19 protein-coding genes are annotated in these 21067 nt (G+C 72.2%); 12 read left to right on the top strand and 7 right to left on the bottom strand.

Going from position 1 to position 21067, the window contains the following annotated elements; genetic code table 11:
* The first annotated feature begins 50 nt into the window (after positions 1-50).
* Entirely contained in the window at positions 51-1199 is a 1149-nt protein-coding gene (locus CP984_RS01230; protein ID WP_129821022.1) for a M48 family metalloprotease, read from the top strand.
* On the opposite strand, the gene CP984_RS01225 is transcribed toward CP984_RS01230, so the two are convergent.
* Together CP984_RS01225 and CP984_RS01220 are read right to left on the bottom strand one after the other, a co-directional pair.
* Complete coding sequence (locus CP984_RS01225) at positions 1196-1723, bottom strand: hypothetical protein (RefSeq protein ID WP_139679681.1); 528 nt, start codon at positions 1721-1723, stop codon at positions 1196-1198. The genes CP984_RS01230 and CP984_RS01225 overlap by 4 nt on opposite strands.
* Positions 1724-1818: 95 nt before the next feature.
* Complete coding sequence (locus tag CP984_RS01220; RefSeq protein WP_129821023.1) at positions 1819-2175, bottom strand: hypothetical protein; 357 nt, start codon at positions 2173-2175, stop codon at positions 1819-1821.
* 386 nt (positions 2176-2561) lie between these two features.
* Here CP984_RS01220 and CP984_RS01215 point away from each other — a divergent pair, with 386 nt between their 5' ends.
* Complete coding sequence (locus CP984_RS01215; protein WP_003984185.1) at positions 2562-3395, top strand: S1 family peptidase; 834 nt, start codon at positions 2562-2564, stop codon at positions 3393-3395.
* Positions 3396-4001: 606 nt separating this feature from the next.
* On the opposite strand, the gene CP984_RS01210 is transcribed toward CP984_RS01215, so the two are convergent.
* Positions 4002-4571 (bottom strand): TetR/AcrR family transcriptional regulator, encoded by a 570-nt coding sequence (locus CP984_RS01210; RefSeq protein ID WP_003984186.1) that lies wholly within the window; start codon positions 4569-4571, stop codon positions 4002-4004.
* A gap of 85 nt (positions 4572-4656) precedes the next feature.
* Between CP984_RS01210 and CP984_RS01205 the strand changes: the two genes are divergently transcribed.
* Positions 4657-5577: an NADP-dependent oxidoreductase gene (locus tag CP984_RS01205; protein WP_003984187.1), complete on the top strand. Its 921-nt coding sequence runs from the start codon at positions 4657-4659 to the stop codon at positions 5575-5577.
* A 764-nt stretch (positions 5578-6341) separates the two neighbouring features.
* Here CP984_RS01205 and CP984_RS01195 read toward each other — a convergent pair.
* Positions 6342-7613 carry a glycoside hydrolase family 18 protein gene (locus tag CP984_RS01195; RefSeq protein WP_003984189.1) on the bottom strand — a complete coding sequence of 424 codons (1272 nt, stop codon included), beginning with the start codon at positions 7611-7613 and terminating at the stop codon, positions 6342-6344.
* A gap of 445 nt (positions 7614-8058) precedes the next feature.
* Here CP984_RS01195 and CP984_RS01190 point away from each other — a divergent pair, with 445 nt between their 5' ends.
* Entirely contained in the window at positions 8059-9231 is a 1173-nt protein-coding gene (locus CP984_RS01190) for an acyl-CoA dehydrogenase family protein (RefSeq protein WP_003984190.1), read from the top strand.
* A 37-nt stretch (positions 9232-9268) separates the two neighbouring features.
* On the opposite strand, the gene CP984_RS01185 is transcribed toward CP984_RS01190, so the two are convergent.
* Complete coding sequence (locus tag CP984_RS01185) at positions 9269-10459, bottom strand: pyridoxal-phosphate dependent enzyme (RefSeq protein ID WP_003984191.1); 1191 nt, start codon at positions 10457-10459, stop codon at positions 9269-9271.
* 301 nt (positions 10460-10760) lie between these two features.
* On the opposite strand from CP984_RS01185, the gene CP984_RS01180 reads away from it, so the two are divergent.
* Together CP984_RS01180 and CP984_RS01175 are read left to right on the top strand one after the other, a co-directional pair.
* Positions 10761-11942: a hypothetical protein gene (locus tag CP984_RS01180; protein WP_003984192.1), complete on the top strand. Its 1182-nt coding sequence runs from the start codon at positions 10761-10763 to the stop codon at positions 11940-11942.
* The gene (locus CP984_RS01175; RefSeq protein WP_003984194.1) at positions 11939-13039 is read left to right on the top strand and encodes a phosphotransferase family protein; all 1101 of its coding nucleotides are present in this window, start codon (positions 11939-11941) and stop codon (positions 13037-13039) included. The genes CP984_RS01180 and CP984_RS01175 overlap by 4 nt, the downstream gene beginning before the upstream one ends.
* A gap of 24 nt (positions 13040-13063) precedes the next feature.
* On the opposite strand, the gene CP984_RS01170 is transcribed toward CP984_RS01175, so the two are convergent.
* Complete coding sequence (locus CP984_RS01170) at positions 13064-13477, bottom strand: hypothetical protein (protein WP_003984196.1); 414 nt, start codon at positions 13475-13477, stop codon at positions 13064-13066.
* 217 nt (positions 13478-13694) lie between these two features.
* Between CP984_RS01170 and CP984_RS01165 the strand changes: the two genes are divergently transcribed.
* The 5 genes from CP984_RS01165 (at position 13695) to CP984_RS01145 (ending at position 20091) form a co-directional block, all read left to right on the top strand.
* Positions 13695-14135, top strand: a complete 441-nt coding sequence (locus CP984_RS01165) for an Lrp/AsnC family transcriptional regulator (RefSeq protein ID WP_003984197.1) — start codon at positions 13695-13697, stop codon at positions 14133-14135.
* Positions 14136-14281: 146 nt separating this feature from the next.
* Positions 14282-15922, top strand: coding sequence for an amidohydrolase (locus CP984_RS01160; RefSeq protein ID WP_030185343.1), 1641 nt, complete (start codon positions 14282-14284; stop codon positions 15920-15922).
* 674 nt (positions 15923-16596) lie between these two features.
* On the top strand, positions 16597-18207 hold the full coding sequence (gene lnt / locus CP984_RS01155; RefSeq protein ID WP_003984993.1) for an apolipoprotein N-acyltransferase: 1611 nt from the start codon (positions 16597-16599) through the stop codon (positions 18205-18207).
* Complete coding sequence (locus CP984_RS01150; protein WP_003984994.1) at positions 18204-18962, top strand: polyprenol monophosphomannose synthase; 759 nt, start codon at positions 18204-18206, stop codon at positions 18960-18962. The genes lnt and CP984_RS01150 overlap by 4 nt, the downstream gene beginning before the upstream one ends.
* 163 nt (positions 18963-19125) lie before the next feature.
* A complete protein-coding gene (locus CP984_RS01145; protein ID WP_003984995.1) occupies positions 19126-20091 on the top strand; it encodes an LLM class F420-dependent oxidoreductase in 966 nt (321 codons plus the stop codon).
* A 92-nt stretch (positions 20092-20183) separates the two neighbouring features.
* Here CP984_RS01145 and CP984_RS01140 read toward each other — a convergent pair whose 3' ends face one another.
* A complete protein-coding gene (locus CP984_RS01140; RefSeq protein WP_003984996.1) occupies positions 20184-20429 on the bottom strand; it encodes a hypothetical protein in 246 nt (81 codons plus the stop codon).
* Between the two features lie 129 nt (positions 20430-20558).
* On the opposite strand from CP984_RS01140, the gene CP984_RS01135 reads away from it, so the two are divergent.
* Complete coding sequence (locus tag CP984_RS01135; protein ID WP_003984997.1) at positions 20559-20927, top strand: VOC family protein; 369 nt, start codon at positions 20559-20561, stop codon at positions 20925-20927.
* The last annotated feature ends 140 nt before the right edge of the window (positions 20928-21067 follow it).

Genomic DNA, 21067 nt, shown 5'->3' with positions numbered 1-21067 from the left:
CCCAACTGCCCCCAGACTGAAGGGATGCAGGAGAAACGGGGGGAAGTGCGATGACAACACGGACGGATGGGGCGCGGGCCTATCTGTGGGAACTCCAGGCGCAGATCGCGGACGCACAAGGACGGTGGGGCAGGCACGCGAACCAGCGTCGCGTGTCCGCCCTGCGCGAGCTCGTCGACAAGTTGCCCCCGGGGGAGCAGCCGGACGCGGATACTGTAGAGGCTTTGCGGCTTCAGCAGCGCTGGCCTCCCTGTGGCCCCGAGGAGTCGTATCACAGCCACTACATCATCCACTCGCTCGCCGACCGGATCGAGAAGTACCTTCCCGCCCCCTTCATTCGCCCGGTGCTCGGATCGCTGGACACCGGCGAGATCAACGCGGTGACACTGCTGGCACCTGACGCGCGCACCCATCTGGTCATCTTCGAGAGTGAACTCTTCACCTTCGCCAACCTGTTCAGCAAAGCCGTGGCCATGGCAATGCCCTTCGAGGACGCCGGAGGCGGGAGGACCGCGTTCTCCGTACACCCCGACAAGGTGCGCCGCCACCTGAAGCATTCCCCGGACGCGATCCTGCGCTTCGCCGATGTCGTCCGCGCGTATCTCTTCGAGGGCGAACCGAGCCGAGCGCGCCCGTATCACGCCCCCCATCCCATCGACGTGCAGGCAGCCATCCTCCGGGACGGGCTGGAGCTGTTCGTCCTCGGCCACGAATACGGACACGTCCTGCTCGACCACCTGGCAGAGAGCCAGAGCCCGCGGCGGGTGCCCGGAACAGCCGACGGGGAGCTCACCGAGGTCACCTGGAAATGGAAGCAGGAGCACGACGCCGACACACTCGGCTGGTTCCTGTGCACGAAGGTGATGACCGAGAAGTACGACCTGGCTTTCTCCCACGCGGGTACGGAACTGTTCTTCTCCGCCTGCGAGGTCCTCGAACGCGCCCTGTCCTTGCTGGTGGAAGGCCGGAGTGAGGCGCACCCTGTCTCCCCGACCCATCCACCCATCGCCGAGCGACGCGATGCCCTCCGCACGCTCCTCCGGGACGAGAGGCAGGGGGAGTCCGCCATCGTCCTCGGCACGGCGATCCAGGACATCGTCGACGTCCTCTGGGAGCCCACCGCTCCGCACCTCCTCGGCCTCCTCAAGCGTGGGCAACAACCCGACCCCCGCTGGACGGCCAACCTCACCACCCTCTAGGAGCAGTCCTCCACCGACTTCGCCGATCCGACCCGTCCCACCGGCACCCGCCGCTCCACCCCGTCGACCCGCAACCGCACCACCTTCGCGTCGACCCCGACGAGCGTGCCGCACAGCACGCTCCCGTCGGTCTCCACGACCCGTACCCCCGGCTTCCCCGGCCGCGGCCCGTACCAGGTCAGACCGACCCCCGCGGTGACCAGCGCCAGTGCCAGGAACCCCGCGGCGATGGCGCGCCGCAGGTCCCGTACCGCCTGGCGCACGGTGAGCCGCTCCCTGGTGAGCAGTTCCTCCAGCGAGGCATCGGCCAGTCGACGCCGCGGCAGCCCGAAAGCGGCCCGCATGGCGAAGAAGGCCCCGCACGCGGCGAGCAGCAGGCCGCCGAGCAGGAGCAGTCCCACGGCGGCCCGCGCTCCCCCGGACAGCCCTTGCACGGTGTCGGGCCCTTTGACGATTCCCACCGCGGTCAGCAGGCCGAGCAGACCTGCGAGGCCGTTGCGCCAGTTCTCGGCCTGGGAACGCACCCGGGCGAGCTCGTCGTCCAGTAGCCTGCGAGATTCTTCGGCCCGTAGCCGGCCGGCGGGCGTGCTGGGGGTACCGGCCGTGACGCGGACCGCCATCACACGCCCCACTCGACATGCAGCACCCAGGAGGCTCCGCATCCCTTGTGCTCGCCGGTCTCGGAGTGGGACGTCAGACAGCCACAGATGACCTCGACCTCCCGCGAGCCCGGTTCGGCGGCCCGGTGCCGCAGCACGCGGGCCAGCAAACTGGTACGGCTGAGCGCGTTGGCGTACGCGATGAGCGGCTCGGAGTGCACGGTCTCGTGACGGCAGCGCGGGCACGGCCCGCTGATCACGATGACCTCGGGCGCCGCCTCGTCCGGATGCAGACCGACCCGCGCCGTGCCGGCCGCGACGGTGTTCCAGTCCGGGTCCGACTCCACCCGGTACGGCATCTCCTGTTGACCCGTCACTCGCCCTCCCCGTGAGACGCCCTCAACCTAACGTTGCGTATGGGGCTGGTCCACTCGGGTGCGAGGGGGTGGCGCGATGCTACTGCCCAGTAGACCCTTCCTTGTTGCGCTGTCACACGAGTGCGCCCCCGTCACGTGCGGTCAGCTCGCAACACTGCATGTTCGGCCCGGAGTTCGCTGGTGCGAACTTTCCTTTCCCGAAGGTGGTGGGACTCTCCGTAGGGGTCGCTCGGTGGGGCGTCCTTGGTGAACCGCTCGGCCTGGGGCTATCCCTACCTTGGAGCGGGCGCTGACCGAACCCTGACAGGCCTGCTGGCCGGATGGATCAGTTCCTCTTGATGGCGGAGGCTGAGTGTGTCGCAAGCGCTCGTCCGATCGGAGAACCAGTGTTCAGTCTGAAGTCCTCGCGCCGCACGGTGGCGCGCGCCGCCGCGGTGGCCCTGGCGGGTGCGGTGGGCGCCACCATGATGACCGGCAGCGCCGAAGCCATCGTCAACGGCAAGGATTCCACGCAGCGTTACCCGTTCATGGTGTCGATCCCGGTGACGGGGGCGGATGACCCCGCGGTCAAGGGTTTCTGCGGGGGATCGCTGATCGACGCGAAGTGGGTGCTCACCGCGGCCCACTGCGTGGACCCGAAGCTCGTCACCCTGGACGGCACCGTCCGCATCGGCAGTGCGTGGAAGAAGTCCGGGGGCACGGTCCGCTCCATCGCCAGGACGGTGTCCCACCCGGGCTACAAGAACGGCGAGAACGTCGTTGCCAACCGCGACGACCTCGCTCTGCTCCGCCTGGACCGCCCGGTTGCCGAACGGCCCGTCCGCATTGCCGACAAGCCGGGGCGGCCCGGAACTCCGACCCGGATCCTGGGCTTCGGCACCATCGACGACACGGCCCCCGATCCCACCAAGTGGGTCTTCCCCCACCGTCTGCAAGAGCTCGACACGCGCAGTGCAGCGGTCTCCGAGTGCGCGCCGGGTTACGCGGGCAGCACCCGCCTGTGCACGGTCAGCCAGGTGCCGAAGGCCATGGCGTGCAACGGCGACTCGGGCGGTCCTCAGCTTCAGCGGAACCGGAAGGGACGCTGGGAACTCATCGGCGTCACCTCGGGCCCGGGCGTCCCGGGTGTGCGATGCAGCGAGGGCCCCGGGCTGTACACCAGCGCGCCCGCCTACGCGGGCTGGATCCGCAAGACGATGAGCGACAGCTCCGCCCTCTGACCGGCCGCACGGAGCACGGCGACGGCCCGTGCGGCCCGGGCTCCGGCGCCCGCAACACCTACCTCTGCCCGGTCTGCGGATCACGCGAGGAGACCGACCGCCACAGCCGCCCGGCCGCCGCCGGCCCGGGCCCGCCGTACCTCGTTCGTCTTCCCCGGGAACAAGGCGGACCGATCCTGCCCCGCCCTTCGGTCGCCATGCATGGCCAGTGATCCGGACCGCGGTCGCCCACAGGTCGGCCGACCGTGGTCTTCGGGATGGGTTCGCGGACGGTGGGCTCGGAGGTGCTGCCGGGGGCGCGGCGCACGTACAGAGTCGGCCGGGCACCGGGCGGCCGGCGCCACACCCACGGCCCGGGCCCGTTCTCGGGCCGCCGCGGCGGGACCTGCTCGGGTTCCTCGATCTGCTCGGTTACGCCTTTCATGCTGCGAGCGAGCACTGACCGCCCGGACGTCGGCAGCGGTGAAGGCTCCTCCCGAGCACTCCGGTGTCCCAGCGGCCACCTTGTCGGCGGGCGCCGCCGCCTTTGACCGCGGCCGACTGCGCACGGGATGCGAACCCGCTCGTGGCCGTACGGCTGCCCGGGCTCACAACGCGACACGCACCTCAGCACACGGCTTCGGCCGCGCGTACTTCGGCGAGCGCTTGCCGTGCCAGCGGGCCGAAGTCCTCGCCGGTGGTGGCGTCGATCCACTGGTCGTAGGCGATCTCCCAGACGAGCGCGCCCAGTTGCGCGGTCACGCGCGCGGTCGAGATGGGGACCCCGCGGCGTTCGAGGGCCTCGACCATCGCGGCGGTGAGGTCGATCCGCTTCAGGGCTTCGCGCTCGCGCAGCTCCGTGTTGGCGTTCAGCACGGCCTGGCGCCGGCGGCTGTACTCGCGGCGGTCGGCGGTGAAGAACGTCCGGCCGAGCGTGTCGAGGGCGTGCGCCACCGTGTCGAGCGGCCCGGCCTCCGCCGGCGCCGAGGCGATCCCTTCGGTGAGCAGGCCGGTAATCGTGCCCGCGCCGAAGAGCACCTCACGTTTGTCCGGGAAGTGCCGGAAGAACGTGCTCTTGGTGAGCCCCGCGCGCTCCGCGATGTCGATCACGGTCGTGTTGTCGTAGCCGTTCTCCTCGAAGAGGTCGAGGGCGGCGGCGGCGAGTCGTCCTGGTGCGTCGGGTTGCCAGCGAGCCATGGGAGCAGTGTACGGGACGTGGTCCCATCAGTGGTGTACGGTCGATGAGACCAAGTCCCATCACTGGCCAGGAGAGGTCACCAAAATGAGCAAAGCTGTCCGTTACCGCCGCTTCGGCGGTCCCGAAGTGCTCGAATTGCAGGAGATACCCGAGCCGCACGCCGCACCGGACGAGATCCGCGTCCGGGTCACGGCCGCCGGGCTGAATCCGATGGACTGGCAGATCACCACCCAGCCCGACATGGCGGCGCGGTTCGGCATCACCTTGCCGGCCGGGTTCGGCAGCGACTTCGCCGGAGTGGTGGACGAGGTGGGTGCCGAGGCCACGGGTTTCGCGGTCGGCGACCGGGTGTACGGGGCCGCGATCGGCCGGTCCGTCGCCGACTTCGTGCTGGTCAAGGCAGCCGCGGGAACGCTCTGGCACACCCCGCAGGGTGTCGGCGACGAGGTGGCGGCCACGCTTCCGGTGTCCGGTCTGACGGCCGCCGCCGCGCTCGCCGCGCTCGGGCTCCGCACCGGGGACACCGTCCTGATCGGTGGGGCGGCGGGTGGCGTGGGCGTCTTCGCCGTGCAGCTCGCGAAGCTCGCGGGTGCCCGGGTGCTCGGCACCGCCTCCGAGGGCACGTTCGGATTCCTGCGCGAGCTGGGCGCCGAACCCGTGGCGTACGGCCCCGGCCTGGCGGACCGGGTGCGGGCCCTGGCGCCCGAGGGGATCACCGCCGCAACCGACCTGTTCGGAAGGGACGCGGCCGAGACCGCGCTCAAGCTCGGCGTGGCACCCGAGCGGATCACCGTCGTGGCCGACGGCCCCGCCCCGCCGCCCGGTGTGCGCAAGCTGGGCGCCCTCGACGCGGCCCCGGGCACCCTGGAGCGGATCGCCGACGCGATCCGTTCCGGCGAGATCACGGTGCCGATCGCGGCGACCTTCCCGGTCGAGCGGATTCGCGAAGCCGTGACGACGCAGGCCGAAAGGCACGTGCACGGCAAGATCGTGATCGCACTGTAGAGCGGTGGTCTGTCGCCGGGTTCCGACCGGGAGATCCACCGTCGACGCAACACTGTCGAACGCCGCTTCAGCCGCCTCGAAGGCTTCCGCGAGATCGTTACTGGATACGACAAGACCGCCATCTCCTACGAAGCAACGGTCACCCTCGCGTCGTACGTGCTTCGGGCAAGGTCCGTTTGAGGAGGGAGCCTGGATCTGCGCCCGCGTACGCGAGGCACCATTCCACCCGCGCGAGCAGTCCTACGACCGATTTCGGTGAACCCGCCGTACGGTCACGCGTCCGCTGATGTACCGGCTCCTCAAGCCCATGAGAAGGAGCCGTGCGTGACCTACGGCAGGGGCTGCCCAGTGGAGGGGCGAGGCGCCTGGGTCCCGTTGGACCTGTGAACGGCCAGGGTGTGGGCAGACCCGTACGACGCGCGGCTGCGTCTGCTGCCGGGTGTGGTCACCGACGTAGACGCGCACACCTACCGCGGTGAGGCCTGCGTGACACCCGAGGCCGCGGCGGACGCCCTGCCCGGGTGCGCGGACCAGCTCACGGCCATGCTCCCGAAGCCGGCCGACCGCGACGGACGCCTGCGGTGGCAGCGGGTCCGCGACCACGGTCGCAGCGCCGCGTGCCGGCGCGATCAGCGCCGGCCCGTACCGACCCTGGACCTGGCCTCTCCCGCAGCGACGCGGTCTGTCCGCCTCCGTGAAACGGTGGCGGACAGACCGCGGCAGCCTCAACAGGCAAGAGCAGCGCCGTGCCGCTCAGCGACCGGTTACTTGATCGCCTTGATCAGCTCCCCATTGGCCGTGTCGCCGCTCAGCTCCCAGAAGAACGTGCCGCCCAGGCCCTGCTGGTTCTTGTACGTCATCTTGGAACCGATGGTCTCGGGGGTGTCATAGCTCCACCACTGGTTGCCGCACTTGGCGTATGCGGTGCCGCCGACCTTGCCGGTTGCCGGGCAGCGGGTCTTGAGGAGCTTGTAGTCCTCGATGCCGGCCTCGTACTTGCCCGGGGCCGCGCCCGTCGCGGTGCCGCCGGGGGCGTCCTGGGTCACGCCCTGCCAGCCGCGGCCGTAGAAGCCGATGCCCAGCAGGAGCTTGTTGGCGGGGATGCCCATGCCCTTGAGCTTATTGATGGTGTCGGTGGTGTTGTAGCCGGCCTTCGGGATGCCGTTGTACGCGGTCAAGGGGGAGTGCGGGGCGGTCGGGCCCTTGGCGTCCCAGGCGCCGAAGTAGTCGTACGTCATGGGGTTGTACCAGTCGACGTACTGGGAGGCGCCCTTGTAGTCGGCGGCGTCCAGTTTCCCGCCGGCCGAGGCGTCGGCCGCGATGGCCGCCGTCACCAACTTGCCGCCGAACTTGGCGCGCAGCGCCTTCAGTACGTTGGTGAGCGCTTCGCGGCCGCTGGTGTCGCAGGTCAGACCGCAGGCGTTGGGGTACTCCCAGTCGATGTCGATGCCGTCGAACACGTCGGCCCAGCGCTTGTCCTGGACGAGGTCCAGGCAGGACTGCGCGAAACCGTTGGGGTTCTTGGCGGCCTCGGCGAAGCCGCCGGACCAGGTCCAGCCGCCGAAGGACCAGATGACCTTCAGGTTCGGGTGGAGCTTCTTGAGCTTGCGCAGCTGGTTGAAGTTGCCGCGCAGCGCGCCCGCGTCCCAGGTGTCGGCCTTGCCGTCGACGCTCTGGTCAGCGGTGTAAGCCTTGTCGTAGTCGGCGTAGGCGTCGCCGATGGTGCACTTGCCGCCCTGGACGTTGCCGAAGGCGTAGTTGATGTGGGTGAGTTTGTCGGCCGAGCCGGACGTCTGGATGTTCTTGACGTGGTAATTGCGGTCGTAGACGCCCCAGTTGGTGAAGTATCCGACCACCTTGTTCCCGGCCGCGGCCTGGGTGCCGGCGGGGGCGGCCGCGGCCGTGGGGGCGGCGGATGCGGCGGGGTCCGCGGCGGCTGTGCCGGCGAACAGGGTGCCGGCCAGGGCCGCGGTACACAGTGCGGTGGTGGCGGCGATCATCCGGCGCGGCGATCGCGTACGGAGCGGTCTGGGCATGTCGTCTCCTCGGAGGGGGGTCGAGGTGGAGCGAACGGAAAACGCGTTCCGAATTGGCATGAACGCGTTGAGCGTTGCCGGAGAAGGTAGAAGGACTAGACCAGTGCGGTCAATGGTTTGGACCAATTTCCTGTCGCGTACAGCTTCCCGTTGCCGCGGCGTCCGGGCGTCGTGCCAGGTGAGGCGGGGGTGCGGCGGAGTGCCGGACCGGAGTCCGCGCGTCCGGAGCCGGTGATGACCAAGTCCGGTACGGGCCCGGAAGAGATGCAGGTCAACCAGTGACGTAGCGCTGCCGATCGGGCATACTCCTAGCGCCACAGCTGCAGGTCACCGCCTTCCGCGACCCGGTGCGCGATCATCTGCTGAGCACTGTGTGATCAACCGGCGGCGCCGCCTCAACCCTCGGGCGCGCCGTCGCAGCGCCCGACAGGGAGGAGAGCGCCGCATGAACGAGTACGGCCCCCGGCCGGTGGATCGCAGGCTGCCCACGGAGGAGGCCCGCGACCTGCTGACGCTGGTACGGGACCTTGTCGAGCGTGAGATCAGGCCGACCGCCGCGGAGCAGGAGGAGGCGGGACGTTTCCCCCGGCAGATCTTCACGCTGCTCTCCGAGGCCGGGCTGCTCTCCCTCCCGTACGGCGAGGAGTTCGGCGGCGGTGCGCAGCCCTACGAGGTCTACCTCCAGGTGCTGGAGGAGCTGGCGGCCGCCCGGCTGACCGTGGGCCTCGGCGTCAGCGTGCACACCCTCGCCTGCCACGCCACGGCCGAGTTCGGTACGAAGGAGCAGCGCGCCACGCACCTGCCCGCCATGCTCGGCGGCGGTCTGCTCGGCGCCTACTGCCTCTCGGAGCCTTCCTCCGGTTCCGATGCCGCCTCGCTGACCACCCGCGCGGTCCGCGACGGGGACGTCTGGACGCTGAACGGCACCAAGGCGTGGATCACCCACGGCGGCGTCGCCGACTTCTACACCGTGCTCGCCCGTACGGGAGAGCAGGGCCCCCGCGGCATCACGGCCTTCCTGGTGCCCGGCGACGCGGAAGGCCTGACCGCCGCGGCACCCGAGCGCAAGATGGGCATGAAGGGCTCGCCCACGGCCCAGCTGCACTTCGACGGCGTGCAGGTGCCGGACGCCCGCCGGATCGGGGAGGAGGGCCAGGGCTTCGCCATCGCCCTGTCAGCGCTGGACTCGGGCCGTCTCGGCATCGCCGCCTGTGCGATCGGCGTCGCCCAGGCCGCCCTGGACGAGGCGCTGGCGTACACCGCCTCCCGGCAGCAGTTCGGCCGCCCGATCGCCGACTTCCAGGGCCTGCGCTTCATGATCGCCGACATGGCGACCCAGATAGAGGCGGGCCGCTCGCTGTACCTGACCGCCGCCCGCCTCCGGGACGCCGGCCAGCCGTTCTCCAAGGAGGCGGCGATGGCCAAGCTGTTCTGCACCGACACCGCGATGCGGGTCACCACCGACGCCGTACAGCTCCTCGGCGGCTACGGCTACACCCTCGACTTCCCGGCCGAGCGCTACATGCGCGAGGCCAAGGTCCTCCAGATCGTCGAGGGCACCAACCAGATTCAGCGCATGGTCATCGCGCGCCACCTGGTGGGGCCGGAGTCCCGCTGACCGGCGCGGAAGCGGCGGGCGGGAGGCCGTCCGCCGCTCACTCCGCCGGGCCCAGCCCCTTCATGCCCGTCGCCGTACCGATCGCCACGACCGGCTCCGGCCGCTCGCGCAGCATCCGGCGGGCCACGGACACCGCGACGGCGGACGACGCCTCCAGCAGCAGGCCCTGCTGGGCGAGGCGGTGCTGTTCGGCCAGGAACTCCTTCTCCGCCACGGCGACGGCCGTGCCGCCGGACCGCCACAGCGCGTCCAGCCCTTGCCAGCACGGGCTGTTCTCGCCGAGCGAGAAGGCGGCGGTGGGGTGGCTCTCCACGCGCGTGCGCTCCTGGGCCGCGCGGTCGGCGTGGCGCAGCGCGGCGGTGAAGGGAGCCGCCCCCGCGGGTTCGGCGGCGATCATCCGCGGCGCCGCGGACACCAGGCCGGCCGCCGCCAGTTCGCGGAAGCCGCGCTCGATCCCGGCCAGCAGGTCCGCGCGGCTGGTCGGCACGACCACCGCGCCGATCCGCCGCCCCGCGAAGTCCCGCGCCAGCTCGTACGCGACCGACTTGTAGCCCTCGTTGGCATACGGATTGCCGCCGGGTGACGGCGAGGAGTAGCTGGTCAGGGGGTACCAGCCGTGTTCCGCCACGGCCTGCGCCATCGCGGCGTTGCGCTCCGGGAAGCCGCCCGCGCACCGCACCTGCTCGGCGCCCAGCAGATCGATCTGCGCGGCCAGCGCCGACGGCACGCTCTCGGTGGTGAAGACCACGCACCGCAGCCCGGCCCGGCCCGCGTAGGCGGCCGCCGCGGCGCCCGCGTTGCCGGACGACGCGGCGCACACCGTGTCGGCGCCGGTCTCCACCGCCGCGGCCACGCCCACCGCCATCGCCCGGTCCTTGTGCGAGCCGGTCGGGTTGCCGCCCTCGTACTTGACCCACAACTCGCTGCCGCACTCGGGCGCGCGTCCGTCACCGAGCGCGGCCGGGTCGGTGCGCAGCCGTATGTTCGGGGTGCCGCCCTCGCCGAGCGTCACCGGCGAGCCGCTGACCGGCAGCGTCTCCGGCCAGCCCCACGGCCCGCCCGGATATCCGGCCAGCTCCAGGCCGTCCAGGTCGGCGAGCGGCGGCATCGCGTTGGCGCCGATCCCGTCGGCCGCGCACCGGGGGCAGCCGGCGAAGCCCCTGACCTCCAGGCCGCAGCGCAGGCAGTGCAGGCCGCTCGGGTCCGGTACGGAGCTTGCCGTCGTCATGGTGTCCCCCTCGTTGCGTCGCCGCCGCTTCCCCGGCGTCCGTGATGACCTTCGCGCCCCACTCTACGGTGCCGTGTACGCCGTACAGCGGAGCCGGGCCGCCGTGCCCGCGCCCCTGCGGCGGCGGGGAGCGGTGTCGGGGTGCCGCGGGTGCCCTTCACGTCCTCGGGCGGGTACGGCTATGGTTCCGCGCGTACTCCTGACGTACCGTCAAATCCATTTGCAGAAACGGCCCTACGGCGTCGGCCCGGTGTCCGCCGCGGCCATCGGGCCGTGTGCCCGCGCGTCCAGGAGGTGTCCCGTGACCGACCGCCCGATCGGGCTCGACGAGTACCCGATCCACCAAGTGCCGCTGTCCATGCGGCACGTCGCCACCGGCGACCGCAACGCCTACGACCGCTGCATCTTCCATGTCCTGGACCACACCGGCCGCGCGCTGCTCATCGCCGGCCTCGGCGTCTATCCCAACACCGGTGTCATCGACGCCTATGCCACCCTCCGGCTCGGCGACCGCCTGCACGCCGTACGCGCCTCCGACGCGCTGGGCGACGACCGCCTCGCGCTCACCGTCGGCCCGCTGTCCATCACCGTCGATCGGCCCCTCGAACGGCTCCGGCTGCGCTGCGATGCCGACCCGGCCGACCCCGGCGGGCTCTCCTACGACCTCGAATGGCACGCCGCCTTCCCCGCCGTCTGGGAACCGCACCACACGCAGTACCGCGGCGGGCGGCTCACCCTGGAGGGCCGCCGGTTCGTGCAGGCCGGCACCTGTACCGGCACCGTACGGGCCGCCGGTACGGAACTGGCCGTCACGGCGGGGGAGTGGACCGGCACCCGCGACCGCAGCTGGGGCGTGCGGCCGATCCCCGGCGAGGACGGCGGGCGCGCCGCCGAGGAGGCACGGCCCGAGGGCTTCCACTGGATCTGGTGCCCGGTCCGCTTCGACGACCGGTTCGTGATGGTCATCGTCCAGGAGGACGCCGACGGGCACCGTACGCTCAACGAGGCGCTGCTCGTCCGCGACGGCGTCCCCGACGTCCAACTCGGCTGGCCCTACGCCGACATCACCTACCGGGCGGGGACCCGGCAGCCCGAGCGGGCCGTGCTGCACCTCACCGACCCGGCCCGCAAGCCCCTCGAACTCGCCGCCGAGATCCTCACCTCCTCACCGCTGGCCGTCGGCGCGGGCTATCCGCCCGCCGACGACTGGCAGCACGGCACCTGGCGCGGACGCGGCTGGACCGACCGCCGCACCTACGACCTCGGCGACCCCGCCGCCCATCCGCTTGCCGCCTACGGCGTCACCGACCACGCGGCCCGCTTCACCCTCGAAGGACGCACCGGATACGGGATCTTCGAGCACGGCAGCTTCGGCCGCCACGACCCCAGCGGCTTCACCGGCTACGGCGACACGGCACCGGCCCGGCCGGCCGCTCCCCGGCCCCGGCCCACCACCACGCAGCCGCGCGAGGACCGGTCATGAGCAGCACACCCCGGCCCCGCACCACCACCCGCGACCCCGGGGAAGTCACCCGGCGTCTGTCCGCCTGGCTGAGCACCCGCCTGCCCGGCGCGCGGGCGGTCGCCGCGACCGTCCCCGCCTCCAACGGCATGTCCAGCGAAACCCTGCTCTTCGACATCGACCACCCCCGTCCGCCCGTCCGCTCCTGCGCGCTGCGCCTCGCCGCCGACCCCGCCGCTTACACGGTATTCCCCACCTATGACATGGCCCGGCAGTACCGCACGATGCGCCTGGTCGCCGAGCACACGGACGTGCCGGTGCCGCGCACCCTCTGGCTCGAAGAGGACCCGGAGCCGCTGGGCGCGCCGTTCTTCGTGATGGAGCGCGTGGAGGGCCGCGTGCCGCCGGACGTCATGCCGTACACGTACGAAGGGAGCTGGCTGCACACCGCCACTGACGCGGAGCGCACCGCACTGGAAGCGGACACGGTCTCGGTCCTCGCCCGGATCCATGACCAAGTGCCCGCAAAGGAGACACAGTTCCTCGCCCTGCCCGGCCACGGGAGTGCGCTGCGGCGACATGTGGCGGCCCAACGCGCGTACTACGCCTGGGTCGTCGCGGGGCGCGAGCCGTCACCGCTGATCGAGCGCGGCTTCGCCTGGCTGGCGGATCATTGGCCAGCGGAGGCCGACGGCCCGGGCGACGCCGTGCTGACCTGGGGCGACGCCCGCATCGGCAACATCGTCTACGACGGGTTCAGGACCGCGGCCGTACTGGACTGGGAAATGGCGGCCCCCGGTCCGCGTGAACTCGACCTCGGCTGGATGATCTACCTGCACCGGTTCTTCCAGGACCTGGCGGTGAGCGGCGGGCAGCGGGGGCTGCCCGGCCTCCTGCGCCGCGACCGCGTCGAGGAGCGCTACGCCCGGCTCACCGGCCACACCCCGCGCGCCATGGACTTCCACACCCTCTACGCGGCCCTGCGGCACGCGATCGTCATGCTGCGCGTGGCCTACCGGCAGGTCCACTTCGGCGAGATGCCCGCGCCGGCCGACCCGGACGCACTGATCATGCACCGGGCCGCGCTGGAGGCGATGATCGAAGGCCGCTACTGGTGAGGAACGTCCCCGCGCCGTCCGGGTTCAGGGCCGGCGCATCCGCGGCACCCGCGTCGGGCGCGTGCCCGGGCCGCCCACGTGCGAGAACGGCTGCCGGCGCCAGTCCAGGCCCTCCGGGAGGGTCAGCAGCACCGCGGCGTCCTGCTCCTGGGCACGGAGCGAGTCGTCCGTCGCGGGCGCGTCGGAGACCGGCCGCCCGGAGCCCTCGCACACCGTCAGGCAGAAGGGGTTCCACGGCGTGGGGCACAGTGCGTGCTCGGGAAGGATGTCCTCGTCCGCGAGCAGCGCGATCGGCTGGGCGCAGTCCGGGCACGTCACCCGGAAGATCTCCATGGTCTCGAAGGAGTCGTCGAGCTCGTCCTCGGCCGCGAGGACGAGACTGTCGCCCTCCTGGACGTCGTGGCTGAGCGGCGCTGAATCGGTCTTCTGACGTCGCATGATGTTGTTCCCCCTCGGGTGGGCCGCGCGGGCCGCCGGCTTCCTGTGACGGGCGGCTCCGGCCAACAGCAGCAATTCCCCCCATGCCCCGCGCATAATCGCCGAGCCCTGAGGGATACGGGGTCACGCGTGTGGCATTGGTCACACGCCCCGCGCGGACGCGTCCACGATCCGGCGTACGGTGCGCACATACGCCCGAGCACAGTAGGTTGATCGCGTGGAGGAGCTGGACCGACAAATCGTGGAGCTGCTCGTCAAGGACGGGCGGATGAGCTACACCGACCTGGGCAAGGCCACCGGCCTGTCGACCTCGGCGGTGCACCAGCGGGTGCGCCGCCTGGAACAGCGCGGTGTGATCCGCGGCTATGCCGCGATCGTGGACCCGGAGGCGGTGGGGCTGCCGCTCACCGCTTTCATCTCGGTGAAACCCTTCGACCCCAGCGCTCCGGACGACATCGCCGACCGCCTGGCCGAGGTGCCCGAGCTGGAGGCGTGCCACAGCGTGGCGGGCGACGAGAACTACATCCTCAAAGTGCGGGTGGCCACACCTTTGGAGCTGGAGCACCTGCTGACCCGCATCCGCACCCTGGCCGGGGTTTCCACGCGCACCACGGTGGTGCTGTCCACGCCGTACGAGGCCCGGCCGCCCCGTATCTGAGGCGGAGCGGCGCGCCCTGGGGCGTTGTGGAGCGCCCGGGGGCGTCAGGGCGCGCGCGAAGGCGGCGTGCGCCACGCCTGTACGCCCGCGGCACGATCCCGACCCCGCGTGCGGGGCAGCCGCGCCCAGGGGCCAAACTGTCCGCTATGAGTGAGCGCACCCCCGACCCGGCCCGGCCCCGTACCGTCCTGCTGCGCGGCGGGGAGGTGCACAGCCCCGCCGACCCGTTCGCCACGGCCATGGTGGTCGAGGGCGACAGCATCGCCTGGGTCGGCGAGGAAGGCGCCGCCGACTCCTTCGCCGACGGCGTGGACGAGGTGGTGCACCTCGACGGCGCACTCGTCACCCCGGCGTTCACGGACGCACATGTGCACACGACGGCCACCGGCCTCGCGCTCACCGGCCTGGACCTGTCCGGCGCCCGTACGCTCCCCGACGCGCTGGCCCGCGTACGGGAGTACGCCGCGGCCCGCCCGGCGGACCGGGTCCTGCTGGGACACGGCTGGGACGCCACCGCCTGGCCCGAGGGCCGGCCGCCTTCCCGCGCCGAACTGGACGCCGCCACCGGCGGCCGGCCGCTCTACCTGACCCGGGTGGACGTGCACTCCGCGGTCGTCACCACCGCCCTCCTCGACCTCGTCCCCGGCCTCCGCGACCTGCCCGGATTCCACGCCGAGCAGCCGCTGACCGGCGCCGCGCACCACGCCGTACGGGCCGCCGCGCACGCCACCGTCACTCCCGCGCAGCGCGACGCCGCCCAGGCGGCGGCCCTCGCACACGCGGCGTCGCTGGGCATCGGCAGCCTCCATGAGTGCGCCGGACCCGACATCTCCAGCGAGGACGACTTCACCGCCCTGCTGGCGCGCGCCGCGCGCGAGCCCGGGCCGCGCGTCGTCGGCTACTGGGCGGAGACCGTCACCAACGCAAAGGACGCCGACCGGATCAGGGAGCTCGGCGCCATCGGCGCGGCCGGCGACCTGTTCGCCGACGGCTCCCTCGGCTCGCACACCGCCCACCTGCACGCCCCGTACGCCGACGCGGACCACACCGGAACTGCCCACTTGGACGCCCACGCCGTCGCGGCGCATGTGGCAGCCTGCACCGAGGCCGGGCTCCAGGCCGGTTTCCACGCCATCGGCGACGCCGCGCTGACCGCCGTCACCGACGGCGTACGGGCCGCCGCCGACCGGGTCGGCCTGGCCCGCGTCCGGGCCGCCCGGCACCGCGTCGAGCACGCCGAGATGCTCACCGGGGCCACCATCGCCGCGTTCGCCGAATTCGCGCTGACCGCCTCCGTACAGCCCGCCTTCGACGCGGCCTGGGGCGGCGAGGACGGCATGTACGCCGCCCGCCTGGGCGCCGAACGCGCCCGCACCCTCAACCCGTACGCCGCCCTGCTGCGCGCCGGCGTGCCGCTCGCCCTCGGCTCCGACAGCCCCGTCACCCCGCTGAACCCGTGGGGCACCCTGCGCGCCGCGGTCTTCCACCGCACCCGCGAGCACGGCATCTCCGCGCGCGCCGCGTTCACCGCGCACACCCGCGGCGGCTGGCGCGCCATCGGCCGCGACGACGCGGGCGTCCTGGTGCCCGGCGCGCCCGCCGACTACGCGGTCTGGCGCACCGGCGACCTGGTCGTCCAGGCCCCCGACGAGCGCGTCGAACGCTGGTCCACCGACCCCCGCTCCGGCACCCCCGGCCTGCCCGACCTCACGCCCGGCCGGGACCTGCCCGTATGCCTGCGGACGGTGGTCGGCGGTCGCACGGTGTACGGACGGCCGAACGAGTGACTTCACGGGGGCGCGTGCCGCGGCGGAATGCGCCCGCGGGCGCCCGCCCCACCTGGGAGAGCGGGCGCCGGCCTGGGGCGACGCGAAAACCACGCAGGCCGGGCAACTGTTGACAGCAGACGGTCGGCGGCCGGTAGGTTCGGCCGGGTCCACCACAGGACGTCAGACCGGGAGACCTCCGCGCGGTCGTCGAACGCAACTGGGCCATGGGACGGGGTGCCGCACCGGCACACCGCCACTGGGAGCCAGGTCCAGCCCCTGCGGCACGGGGACGACGGAAGGTTTCGGCCGGATGGGGGTCCCTCCCTGCTCGTCAAGGGCCAGGGAGAAGGTGCGACCCGGGTGGGGCCCGGTTGCTCAGTAGACAACGGCTTCAGGTCGACCCGCAGCCAGCGGGTCCCAGGTCGGCCCGAAGGGCACCGGGCCCCGATCCGCAGCGCACGAGCGCGCGTCCCGATCCGGTCCACGCCGCCCGCTGACGCGCCCCGTTCCGCATCTCACGGCGGTGCGCCGGTCCCCGGCCGCCTACGCCGGGCGGCGGAGCTTATACCCGCACGCACCCCCGGTCCGCAATTCCACGGCACCGTTGTACGGTCTGCTGACCACCGCACGACCTGCAAGGAAGGCCGACCGTGCCCGACACCACCGCACGACCTGCAAGGAAGGCCGGGACCGTGCCATCGGGCTCCGATACCGACGCGCCGGCCCGGCGCGGACGTGGCCGCCGGTTCGCGGCGCTGGTCCGCCGCGAGGCGCCGCGCACGGCAATCGCCGTCCTCGGCGGCCTCGTCCTCGCGCTGGCCTTCCCGCCGTACGACCTGTGGCCGCTGTCCCTCGTCGGCGTCGCGGCCCTCGGCCTGCTCACGCGCGGCCGGACGGCCCGGCAGGGCGCCTGGACGGGCTTCGCCTTCGGGCTGCCGTTCTTCTTCCTGCTGCTGAAGTGGCTGCACGTCGTCGGCTGGGACGCGGTGTTCGGACTGGCCCTGGTGCAGGCCCTGTACGTGGCCCTGCTGGGCGCGGGGCTCGCCCGTACCTCCCGCCTGAAGTACGGGCCGGTGTGGGCCGCCTGTCTGTGGGTCACCGAGGAGTGGGCGCGCGACCGCGTCCCCTTCGGCGGCTTCCCGTGGGGGCGGCTCGCCTTCGCCAACACCGGCTCGCCCTTCACGCCGCTCGCGGCCCTGGGCGGCGCGCCGCTGGTGACCTTCGCCGTCGCCCTCAGCGGCTCGCTGCTGGCCGCCGCGGCCGTCGTCCTGTGGCGGCTGCGCGGGAAGGGAAGGCCGGTGCGGGCGGCGCTGCCCGCGGTGGAGGCGGTCGGACTGGCCGCCGCGGTGTCGGTGTCCGGGCTGCTGGTGCCGGTGCACACCGGCGCGGACGACCGCGTCGACATCGCCATCGTCCAGGGCAACGTGCAAAAGCCCGGCATGGACTTCCTCGGCCGCCCGATGAAGATCCTGGACAACCACGCCACGGCGACGGAGAAACTGGCCGCCGATGTGAAGGCGGGCAAGGCGAAGAAGCCCGACCTGGTGATCTGGCCCGAGAACGCCTCGGATCTGGACCCGTTCCGCTACCCGCAGGCGTACGACCGCATCGAAGCGGCGGTCAAGTCGATCGGCGTGCCGGTTCTCGTCGGCGCCCTCGTCGACCACCCGGACAAGCCCGGCTATGTCTTCAACCAGGGCATCGTGTGGGACCCGGTGAAAGGCCCCGGCGCCTCGTACACCAAGCAGCACCCGGTGCCGTTCGGCGAGTACGTGCCCTTCCGCGAGCAGCTCAGCAAGGTCATCACCCGGTTCCAGCGGGTGCCGCGCGACTTCTACCCCGGCGACCGCACCGGGGTGCTCGCGGTCGGCCCCGCCCGGCTCGGCGACGTCATCTGCTTCGAGGTCGCCTACGACGAAATCGTCCACGACACGGTGAACGCGGGCGCCCGCGCGCTCGTCGTACAGACCAACAACGCCACCTACGGCCGCACCGGACAGCCGGAACAGCAGCTGGCCATGTCCAAACTGCGCGCCGTCGAACACGGCCGTGCCGTCGTCACGGCGGCCACCAGCGGCATCAGCGCGGTGGTGGCCCCCGACGGTACGGTCACCCACAAGATCCCGGAGTTCACCCAAGGGGTGTTGCGGGCGAGCCTCCCCCTGCGTGACGAAAAGACCGTCGCCGACCGCGTCGGTGCCGTTCCGGAGTGGGCGCTCGCTATCGTGGGGCTTCTGTCCTGCGTCGCCGCGGCAGTCGTGGGCCGGCGCGGGCGTAGCAAGGACGAGAAGGGGCAGCAGTGACAGACGGCGGTCAGCGGAAGTACGGTCCGCTCGGGACCACCTTGGTGATCATTCCGACGTACAACGAGGCGGAGAACATCAAGCCGATCGTCTCGCGGGTACGGTCCGCCGTGCCGGAGGCGCACATCCTCGTCGCGGACGACAACAGCCCGGACGGCACGGGCAAGATCGCCGACGAGCTGGCGGCGGCGGACGACCACGTCCAGGTGCTGCACCGCAAGGGCAAGGAAGGGCTCGGCGCCGCCTACCTGGCGGGCTTCCGGTGGGGCATCGAGCACGGCTTCGGCGTCCTGGTGGAGATGGACGCCGACGGCTCCCACCGCCCCGAGGAGCTGCCCCGGCTGCTCACCGCCCTCAAGGGCGCCGACCTCGTGCTCGGCTCCCGCTGGGTGCCCGGCGGCCGGGTGGTGAACTGGCCCAAGCACCGCGAGTACCTCTCCCGCGGCGGCAGCACGTACTGCCGCGCCATGCTGGACGTACCGCTGCGCGACGTCACCGGCGGCTACCGCGCCTTCCGCAAGGAGACCCTGGAAGGGCTCGGCCTGGACGAGGTCTCCTCGCAGGGCTACTGCTTCCAGGTCGACCTGGCCCGCCGCGCCGTCGAGAGCGGCTTCCACGTCGTCGAGGTCCCCATCACCTTCGTCGAGCGCGAGCGCGGCGACAGCAAGATGAGCAAGGACATCGTCGTGGAGGCCCTGTGGCGGGTCACCGGCTGGGGCGTCGGCTCGCGGGTCAACAAGCTTCGCGGGCGCTGAGCGGGGCGGCGGGGGCCGTCGCGCCCCCGCCCGCCGCTGGGTACGCGTGGTCCGGAGGTTCGCGGAAGCACATGCTAGGCCGGTCGGGCGGAGTGGCCGGGCCCCGCCGGTGATCATTGCGAGGCCGAGTTTTGCGGTCGCATGATCGGGAAACTCGCGGCATATGGTGCAAATCGGCTACACGATGATGACAGAGCAAGCGGGCCCGCGTGATCTCGTCGACCACGTCGTCCGGGCCGAGGAAACCGGCTTCGACTTCTCGGTGACCTCCGACCACTACGCGCCGTGGCTGACCTCCCAGGGCCACGCCCCATACGCCTGGAGCGTCCTGGGCGCCGCGGCGCAGGCCACCTCCCGCATCCCGCTGATGACGTACGTGACCTGCCCGACCGTGCGCTACCACCCCGCCGTCGTCGCGCAGAAGGCCGCGACCATGCAGCTGCTCTCCGAGGGCCGCTTCCGGCTCGGGCTGGGCGCGGGCGAGAACCTGAACGAGCACGTCGTCGGGCACGGCTGGCCGGGCAAGAACACCCGCCACGAGATGCTCACCGAAGCCCTGGAGATCATCCGGGCGCTCTTCGACGGCGGCAAGGTCACCTACCACGGCAACCACTTCGAGGTGGACGCCGCCAAACTCTGGGACCTGCCCGAGCAGGCTCCGCCGATCGGCGTTGCCGTCTCGGGGGAGCGGTCCTGCGAGATCGCCGGCCGCCTCGCCGACCTGGTCATCGCGACCGAGCCGAAGGGCGAGCTGATCAGCTCCTTCGAGAAGCACGGCGGCAAGGGCAAGCCGCGCGTCGGCCAGCTGCCCATCTGCTACGACCCCGACCGGGACGCCGCCGTGAAGCGCGCCCACGACCAGTTCCGCTGGTTCGCCGGCGGCTGGAAGGTCAACTCCGAGCTGCCGGACCCGGAGGGATTCGCCGGGGCCACCCAGTTCGTACGGCCGGAGGACGTCGCCGAGACCATTCCCTGCGGCGACAACGTGGACGACTTCGTCGAGGCGGTGCGCCCGTACGCGGAGGCCGGCTTCGACGAGGTCGCCGTCGTCCAGGTCGGCGGCGACCACCAGCGGGAATTCTTCGACTGGGCCGGCAAGAAGCTGCTGCCCGCGCTCCGGGAGCTGTAGACCGGGCCGGAAGCCGAACCGCGCGCCTCGCGGGGACGGTGCGTCCCCGCGGGCACGGCGGCCGGGCCCGCGGGGGCGGTCCGCGGTCCGCATCAGTCGGCGGGCTCGTCCGGGGTCGGCTCGTCGGTCTGCACGTCGTGTGAGCGCGGCGCGCCGCGGCGGCCCGTACCGGAGACATCGGTGTCGGGGACGTCCGTGTGCTCCTCCTCGTCGTCCCCCTCGTCGGGGCTGCGGCCCTCCCAGGGGTCCGGGGCGTCCCGCGGGTCCGCCTGCTGGTCCGGCAGGTCCCGGGGGATGGCGCTGCCGCCCTGCTCCGGCGTCTCGCTGCGCTTGTCCATCGCGTTCGGCCTCCTCGTGGGAAATCGGGAAAGGGTGTCCGGTACGGGTGCCCGACGGCCGGGGGCGCATGCGTTCCGCGGCGATCGGGGCACACGTACGGCCAGGGGTACGAGCGAGAGGAGTACGCGATGACCGAAGCGGCGCCGAAGGAGATCGTCGTGGTGCTGGACTGCGACGACCGGAAGACGCTCGCGGAGTTCTGGAGCCGGGCCCTCGGCTACCGGATCACGCGGACGGCACCGCCGTACACCGCCCTGACCGACCCGGCCGGACGCCACCCCGAGCTGCTGCTCCAGGAGGTGCCCGAGCCCAAGCGGGGCAAGAACCGCATGCACATCGACCTGCGGGTACCGGCCATGGAACCCGAGCTGAGCCGGCTGACGGCGCTCGGCGCGCGGGTGCTGCGCGGTCCGTTCGACGACGCGGGCTGCCCGACCACGGTGCTCGCCGACCCCGAGGGCAACGAGTTCTGCCTGATCGTCTTCGGCGGGGCCTGAGGCATTCGGCGGGGCCTGCGTCGTCCGGGGCGTACCCGCAGGGTGCCGGGGTGACCCGCGGGTGTTCCTCCACGGCCCGAACGCTCCGGGAGGCGGACCCGCGGGCGGGCGTGGCGGCCGGGGCCAGGCACACTTGAGAC

The sequence above is a fragment of the Streptomyces rimosus genome, assembly GCF_008704655.1.
Classification (GTDB): Bacteria; Actinomycetota; Actinomycetes; order Streptomycetales; family Streptomycetaceae; genus Streptomyces; species Streptomyces rimosus.
Note: the sequence above shows the minus strand (reverse complement) of the source record. Positions and strands in the feature narration are given on the sequence as shown.

Bases quoted from the DNA above. Each gene is read 5' to 3' on its own strand.
- CP984_RS01210 (WP_003984186.1), bottom strand. From the start codon at position 4,571: ATGGCTCGCTGGCAACCCGACGCACCAGGACGACTCGCCGCCGCCGCC.
- CP984_RS01160 (WP_030185343.1), top strand. From the start codon at position 14,282: ATGAGTGAGCGCACCCCCGACCCGGCCCGGCCCCGTACCGTCCTGCTG.
- CP984_RS01205 (WP_003984187.1), top strand. From the start codon at position 4,657: ATGAGCAAAGCTGTCCGTTACCGCCGCTTCGGCGGTCCCGAAGTGCTC.
- CP984_RS01140 (WP_003984996.1), bottom strand. From the start codon at position 20,429: ATGGACAAGCGCAGCGAGACGCCGGAGCAGGGCGGCAGCGCCATCCCC.
- CP984_RS01195 (WP_003984189.1), bottom strand. From the start codon at position 7,613: ATGCCCAGACCGCTCCGTACGCGATCGCCGCGCCGGATGATCGCCGCC.
- CP984_RS01175 (WP_003984194.1), top strand. From the start codon at position 11,939: ATGAGCAGCACACCCCGGCCCCGCACCACCACCCGCGACCCCGGGGAA.
- CP984_RS01145 (WP_003984995.1), top strand. From the start codon at position 19,126: ATGGTGCAAATCGGCTACACGATGATGACAGAGCAAGCGGGCCCGCGT.
- CP984_RS01230 (WP_129821022.1), top strand. From the start codon at position 51: ATGACAACACGGACGGATGGGGCGCGGGCCTATCTGTGGGAACTCCAG.
- CP984_RS01135 (WP_003984997.1), top strand. From the start codon at position 20,559: ATGACCGAAGCGGCGCCGAAGGAGATCGTCGTGGTGCTGGACTGCGAC.
- CP984_RS01190 (WP_003984190.1), top strand. From the start codon at position 8,059: ATGAACGAGTACGGCCCCCGGCCGGTGGATCGCAGGCTGCCCACGGAG.
- CP984_RS01170 (WP_003984196.1), bottom strand. From the start codon at position 13,477: ATGCGACGTCAGAAGACCGATTCAGCGCCGCTCAGCCACGACGTCCAG.
- CP984_RS01185 (WP_003984191.1), bottom strand. From the start codon at position 10,459: ATGACGACGGCAAGCTCCGTACCGGACCCGAGCGGCCTGCACTGCCTG.